General features: G+C 45.5%; 7 protein-coding genes. 5 read left to right on the forward strand and 2 right to left on the reverse strand.

Annotated elements, in window-relative coordinates:
* Positions 1 to 51: 51 nt before the first annotated feature.
* The 5 genes from B9J84_RS04375 (at position 52) to B9J84_RS04395 (ending at position 4,715) form a co-directional block, all read left to right on the forward strand.
* Positions 52 to 552, forward strand: a complete 501-nt coding sequence (locus tag B9J84_RS04375; RefSeq protein WP_013857428.1) for a GspH/FimT family pseudopilin — start codon at positions 52 to 54, stop codon at positions 550 to 552.
* A complete protein-coding gene (locus tag B9J84_RS04380) occupies positions 530 to 1,198 on the forward strand; it encodes a PilW family protein (protein ID WP_094123618.1) in 669 nt (222 codons plus the stop codon). The genes B9J84_RS04375 and B9J84_RS04380 overlap by 23 nt, the downstream gene beginning before the upstream one ends.
* A complete protein-coding gene (locus tag B9J84_RS04385; RefSeq protein WP_094123619.1) occupies positions 1,189 to 2,496 on the forward strand; it encodes a hypothetical protein in 1,308 nt (435 codons plus the stop codon). Before B9J84_RS04380 ends, B9J84_RS04385 begins: the two co-directional genes overlap by 10 nt.
* The gene (locus B9J84_RS04390) at positions 2,486 to 2,899 is read left to right on the forward strand and encodes a prepilin-type N-terminal cleavage/methylation domain-containing protein (RefSeq protein WP_013857425.1); all 414 of its coding nucleotides are present in this window, start codon (positions 2,486 to 2,488) and stop codon (positions 2,897 to 2,899) included. The genes B9J84_RS04385 and B9J84_RS04390 overlap by 11 nt, the downstream gene beginning before the upstream one ends.
* A 256-nt stretch (positions 2,900 to 3,155) precedes the next feature.
* Positions 3,156 to 4,715, forward strand: a complete 1,560-nt coding sequence (locus B9J84_RS04395) for an AbgT family transporter (RefSeq protein WP_017045592.1) — start codon at positions 3,156 to 3,158, stop codon at positions 4,713 to 4,715.
* 63 nt (positions 4,716 to 4,778) lie between these two features.
* On the opposite strand, the gene fghA is transcribed toward B9J84_RS04395, so the two are convergent.
* Positions 4,779 to 5,621 (reverse strand): S-formylglutathione hydrolase, encoded by an 843-nt coding sequence (gene fghA, locus B9J84_RS04400; RefSeq protein WP_094123620.1) that lies wholly within the window; start codon positions 5,619 to 5,621, stop codon positions 4,779 to 4,781.
* Between the two features lie 51 nt (positions 5,622 to 5,672).
* Positions 5,673 to 6,806 (reverse strand): S-(hydroxymethyl)glutathione dehydrogenase/class III alcohol dehydrogenase, encoded by a 1,134-nt coding sequence (locus B9J84_RS04405; protein WP_094123621.1) that lies wholly within the window; start codon positions 6,804 to 6,806, stop codon positions 5,673 to 5,675.
* Positions 6,807 to 6,869: the final 63 nt, after the last annotated feature.

Consider the following 6,869-nt stretch of genomic DNA (forward strand, 5'->3'; position numbering starts at 1 on the left):
TCGCGCAAGGTGAATTTTGTTTCATATTTTAATTACATAGGAATTTGGGAAATGGCTCGCGGGTTTACTTTACTTGAGCTGCTTATCACGGTTTCCGTTTTGTCTATTTTACTCACGATAGCGGCTCCCAATTTCAAACAAGTCAGTGATACGCAAAAGATGCAACGTTTAGCGGGTGAGATTAATGGCTTGATGATGAGTGCCCGTTCGGAAGCAGTAATGAGAAAGCAGCCGCTATGGGCGCATATTGTCATGTCGGGTTCGGTTAATAGCCAAGGTGAATGGCAAATCGTGCTGACTAATTCAGGAACCTATCCCGGGGGGCAAGTGATTTCATCGCTATCAGGGCTACCTTATCGCAATATTGAATTGGGGGTGAATTACCCGTCAAATCAGATCCATTTTGAAGCCATTAATGGCCGAGCTGTAAATGGGAGCCTTGATTTTTCAACACACCAAGGTGCACTCAAATTCACGACCTATAGACCTTCAGGACGAATGCGCCTATGTGGTAATGGAGGAGACTATTTTGGTTTTAAGCAGTGCAGCTAACATACCGAGAGCAAAAAAGCATGCCTATAAAGCTCATATCGCTGAAACCAAGCAGATGGGGGCAACGTTAATTGAGTTCATGGTGGCATCCATGCTTGGCTTGATTGCGATAGCCATTATCGGCTCTGTATTCATCACTGGGCAGAAGGTAGCGACCGAAAGAGGCAAGGAGCTACTGCTACTGCAACAAGTGACGGGCGCGCTGCAATACCTCAAACAAGATATTCAACGTGCAGGTTATGATGGCGGTCATGGTAACTCACTCACGTTATTGGATAGCGATGATATCGTTTTTGTTTCGGCCGACCAATCAACGCTTGCGTATGTCTACCTTGATGATACGGGGGCAACGAAACAGATCAGAAATGTTGGGTTTGTCATGACTTCTGGCGCGTTAGGTGTCTGTGACAGGCCGACGTCTGTGATTTCAGGGGCCAAAACCGTTTCCCAAGCGACGGCTGGTTGCTCTGCTATTTTTGATACTAACCAGATTAATGTGACTCATTTTCAAGCCCAGCGAGCATCATTAGCGGCGAATGGTGTGAGCTCAGCCTACATGACGATCTCTATGGCAGCAGAGTTGGTGGGGGATAGCCGTGTATCAACATCATTTGGAGTGGCAATAAAACAAAGGAATTGGCAGTAATGAAGCAAGCTCAGCAAGGCGCTGTAACGTTATTGATCACCACGCTTTTGTTGGTGCTCGCTTTAGTGGTGGCATTAGGCTCCTACCGTTCGCTCTTTTTTCAGATCAAACGAGCACAAAATGAGGTGCAAGCGAGGCAACAGCATTGGCGAGCAGAAGGGGGGCTTGAGTGTGGTTATAGCCATATTGTGAACAATAAAAATAGTTCAATTCCCAATAACCTCAATACCTTGTGTGTCGATTTAGAGTTAACGAACCTCTCTGCAGACCCTACTAACGTCAGTACACTTATGTCCCAGTATCAAATGACGACGTTGAAAAAGAACATTCTGTTTCAACGTGGGAGAAGTCCAGGAGCCATTCGTTCTACTTCAGACTTAATAGTGTTCGGCTCTACACTTATTTCTCCACCAGATCCCGGGCCCAAAAATAGTGATGGGAAATATGAATGCGCGGCTATCGCTGTTGCTAAATATGTTATTGCTACGGCGGGAGTGACAAATAATGGTGTTGGGAGTGCTATTCAAAAACCAAGCGCTGTTTTTGACAATAGTGCCGATTGCGCGCCGACGCATAAAACGGACAGTAGTTCACAAAGCGGTATTTGGAAAAATAGTAGCGGTCTTTATGAAGCAGTCAATGTCAAAAATGATATTTACCGAGATGAAACGCTAAACCCATTTAAAGATCTCTTTGGTTACGAACGGGGAGAATGGGAAAAAGCACGCGACGATACTGAATTTAAGTTCTTGAGTTACACAATGACCAGTGGTGATGTTGATTGTGTTTCGAAATTTAAAGGTGCTTTGGTTCTTGGTCAGCCGAATCAAGTATGGATTGATGGCAGTTGTCAACTGAACCAAGCATCGATTGATACAATGTCAACCATACAAAATGCTCATCCTGGGACTTACCTTTTTTTGCTGGTGCATAATGGCGTGTTAGGGATTCGAGGGAGTGGCAGCATTCAAGGGGTGCTCTTTCATTTTAACAGTGGATTTGCCGCTGATACGGCAAATTGGAATGGATTTGATACTGAACTCATCGCGGATCTCAATGCTAATTTTGATGCACCGATAAAAACATTGTACGGCAGCGCTACCACCTTGACGCCAAAGCACGCTACCTACTTACAGTCGGGATCTTTTCAATTTACCGGAGGAATGGCCTTTGATACCCAAGGTCAGATAGCACTATTTTATAACTCGCTACGTTTGCAATATAACAGTGATATTGAAAACAGCTTTTCCTTTTCGGTTCCACCTAGATGGCAAAAAGGTTCATGGAATGATCTCTAAACAGCAAGGATTTAGCCTAATAGAAGTGATGATATCGTTTGTTCTAATTGGTGTTGGGGCACTGGGTTTGGTCAAATTACAAGTGTTGGTTGAGCAAAAGGCGGATTTTGCCGTTCATAGTATCGAAGCACTACATTTGGCCGAACAAAAGTTGGAATGGTTTCGTAGCCGTGGCGCTTCTGCCGCGATTTCTACTCTCACGCCAGCGAATTTTGATAGTGATATTGTCAACGGACAAGATAACTCACATCCCTTTTATACACTCAGTTGGTCAGTACCAACGGTCTCTTTATCGGGCTCACTGAAAACCATTTATATTGAGTCCTATTGGCATGATCGTCAGGGAAATAAGCAGTCGGTTGAGCTGAAAACCATGATTTCGCAGTTCAGTGAGTTTGATTAGCGTCTCGATGCTTATACAAAAATGAAATATTTGATTTTGCAAATTGGTTACTGATTTGTAGGAAAAAAGAGCATAAGAATGTGTTTGGATTGTTGTGGTGGAATGCTATTTTTGCAAAATATGTCCCCGTTTTTGTAAAAAACTGTAGAAGCTTGTGCTTTGGTTGAGGCTTTTTTATAGAATAACCGACGATTAATAGGTCGGCTAAATAAATTGATATAGGCCTACAGCAGCAACATCACATATGGAGTTACGAATGAGTAACCAAGTCGTAAAACAAGCACCATTTCCGAAGCCGAGCGGTATGGATCGCTTTTTAAATTTTATTGAACGTGCAGGAAATAAAATTCCTGACCCTGCGATTTTGTTCTTCTGGGCATTGATTATTGTTTGGGTTTCATCGGCACTGTTATCGAATGTGACATTTGATTTGACCAACCCTCGAACGGGTGAAGCATTGCAGGTGAATAACCTACTGACAGGTAAAGCGCTCGCGAGTTTTCTAGCCAATATGGTGACCACATTCACCAGTTTTGCGCCGCTAGGTATCGTGCTGGTTGCCATGCTCGGTGTGGGAGTGGCTGATTCTTCTGGGTTTATCACTACAGGCCTTAAGAAAATGCTAAATTTCACGCCAGCGAAACTACTAACACCGATGCTGATTTTGGTGGCGATAGTGTCGCATACGGCTGCTGATGCCGGTTATGTATTGGTTATTCCTCTGGGTGGGATTATTTTCCATGCGGCAGGGCGTCATCCACTGGCCGGTATTGCAGCCGCATTTGCTGGTGTTTCTGGTGGCTTTTCAGCGAACTTTATCCCTTCTGGTATTGATCCTTTGCTCGCTGGTTTTACACAAACCGCCGCACAAATTTTGGATCCTCAATACATAGTGAATCCGCTGGCGAATATTTTCTTCACGGGTTTATCTTCGGTGATCATCGTCGCGATTGGTTGGTATGTGACTGAGAAAATTATTGAACCTCGTCTAGCGAATATGCCTGTCGATGAAGATGCGGAAATAGCGCCAGATCTAGGAACATTCAGCGCAACGGAATCGAGAGCATTTCGTTTTGCTGGCTGGGCAATGGTGGTAGGTATTGCATTACTCGTAGCGGCTTTGATCCCAGAAAACTCAGCACTGCGTTCGCCTGATGGTGAGCTAACGGCCTTTTCTGCGCCAGTGATGAAGTCGATCGTTCCTTTGATTTTTATCTTGTTTATTATTCCGGGAATTGTGTATGGCCGAGTGGCTGGCACCTTTAAAAACAGTAATGACGTGATAAAAGCGATGTCTGGCACCATGGCTACGATGGGCGCATACATAGTGATGTCGTTCTTCTGTGCTCAGTTCTTATCAGCGTTTGGTCAGTCTAATATTGGTACTATGTTGGCATTGTATGGCGCCGAAGGCCTAAAAGCGATGGACTTACCCGGCCAAGCAACGATTGTGGGGATGATTTTACTTACGGCTAGCGTTAATTTGCTGGTGGGTTCGGCCTCGGCAAAATGGGCATTGATTGGTCCAATTCTGGTACCTATGCTGATGGCGGTAGGGATTTCTCCCGAGCTATCGCAAGCGGCTTACCGCGTGGGCGATTCGGTTTCTAACATTATCTCTCCACTGATGGTCTTCTTCCCATTAGTCGTGGTGTATTGCCAACGTTATGTAAAATCGACGGGCATTGGCACCTTGGCTTCAATGATGATGCCTTTCTCCATTGCGATGCTGATTGGTTGGACGCTGTTCCTGCTCGCTTACTGGGCTTTTGGTATTCCGCTAGGGGTGCAAGCGCCTTACACATACAGCTTGTAGCGTTAACATTATTTATCGAGTCTGAATTTAAAGCCCGCGAGTGTATCGCGGGCTTTTTCAATCTTATTTGTGCAGATGCTGTGCGTGAAATGCTAAGTGATCATCAATGAAACTTTGAATGAAAAAATAACTGTGATCATAACCTTTATGCATTCTTAACGAGAGTGGGCTATTACTCGCTTGTGCAGCGGCGAGTAAGCGTTCAGGTTTAAGCTGTTCGTGTAAAAACGGGTCTTCCTCTCCTTGGTCAACCAAAATGGGTAAGGATGATGAGTGAGTGGTGAGCAATTCAACCGCATCGTATTGTTTCCAATCTTGCTGGTTATTACCAAGGTAGTGGCGAAATGCTTTTTGCCCCCAAGGGCAGTGTATTGGGTTGCTTATCGGGCTAAAGGCTGAAATCGAGCGATAGCGTTGAGGGTTTTTCAATCCGATGGTTAATGCACCATGGCCACCCATACTGTGTCCTGCAATCGCTCGCTGTTGGTTTACGGGAAAATGTTGCTCTATTAAGGCTGGAAGTTCTTGCACAATGTAGCTGTACATTTGGTAGTACTTATCCCAAGGCGCTTGAGTTGCGTTGAGGTAAAATCCTGCGCCAAGGCCAAAATCATACGCTCCTTGCGGGTCGTCAGGAACACCTTCACCTCTTGGGCTGGTATCGGCGGCAACAATCGCGATACCGAGCTTAGCCGCGCTTTGAAATGCGCCAGCTTTTTGCATGAAGTTTTCATCGCTGCATGTTAAGCCGGATAACCAATACAACACCGGAACCGATTGATAGGCCGCTTGAGGTGGAAGATAAATAGCAAAACGCATACTGCACCCTAGTACTTGTGATGAATGCGTGTACTGTTTATGCCAGCCTTCAAATACTTTGGCTTGGCTAATGTTTTCAATGTGCATAGCAAGTTTCCCCACCCAGCCCTTTAAGAAAAAAGGGCTGGCTATTAAGGCTTATTGGTCAAAATGAATCACAGAACGAATACTTTCGCCTTTATGCATTAAATCAAAGGCTTGGTTTATATCCTCTAAACCCATGGTATGGGTAATAAACTCTTGCAAACCAAATTCGCCCGCCAGATAGCGCTCGACAATGTGTGGCAGTTCCGAGCGGCCTTTTACGCCGCCAAATGCACTACCACGCCATACTCTGCCCGTCACTAATTGGAAAGGGCGAGTTGATATTTCTTGGCCCGCGCCAGCCACACCAATAATGACTGATTCTCCCCAGCCTTTATGGCAGCATTCTAACGCTTGGCGCATTACATTGACGTTACCGATGCACTCAAAAGAAAAATCAACACCGCCATCAGTCATCTCAATAATCACTTCTTGGATTGGCTTAGTCAGAGTTTTCGGGTTCAGGCAGTCCGTTGCACCAAGCTGAGTAGCAAGCTCAAACTTACTCTCATTGATATCAATGCCAATAATACGGCTGGCACCGGCCATTCTTGCACCAATAATGGCGGAAAGCCCGATGCCGCCTAGGCCAAAGATGGCCACAGTATCACCTTGTTTAACTTTGGCCGTATTGAGCACCGCGCCCATGCCCGTTGTGACACCACAACCGAGCAAGCAGACCTCTTCTAATGGCGCCGCTTTATTGACCTTAGCCAAGGAAATTTCTGGCAACACCGTATACTCAGAAAAGGTGGAGCAACCCATATAATGGAAAATGGGTTGGCCGTCTTTATAGAAACGTGTAGTGCCATCAGGCATTAATCCTTTTCCTTGCGTTTCACGTACTGCTTGGCACAGGTTAGTTTTACCTGATTTACAGAATTTGCATTCACCACACTCTGCGGTGTACAAGGGAATGACATGATCTCCTACCTCGACGCTGGTTACCCCTTCACCAATCCTCTCAACGATACCGCCACCTTCGTGGCCGAGGATAACCGGAAAAATCCCTTCAGGGTCTTCACCAGATAGCGTAAAGGCATCGGTATGACAAACGCCGCTCGCAATAATACGCACCAACACTTCGCCTTTTTGGGGCAACATAACGTCAATCTCCTCGACTTTTAGTGGTTGATTTGGCCCCCACGCAATCGCCGCGCGAGATTTAATGAATTGATGTGATGACATAAGATTTTCCTTTGCACATTACTTGAAGTTTCAAGTGAGTTGGGGAGAGTGACAGTATATTCC

It is taken from the genome of Vibrio sp. V03_P4A6T147, assembly GCF_002241085.1.
Classification (GTDB): Bacteria; Pseudomonadota; Gammaproteobacteria; order Enterobacterales; family Vibrionaceae; genus Vibrio; species Vibrio anguillarum.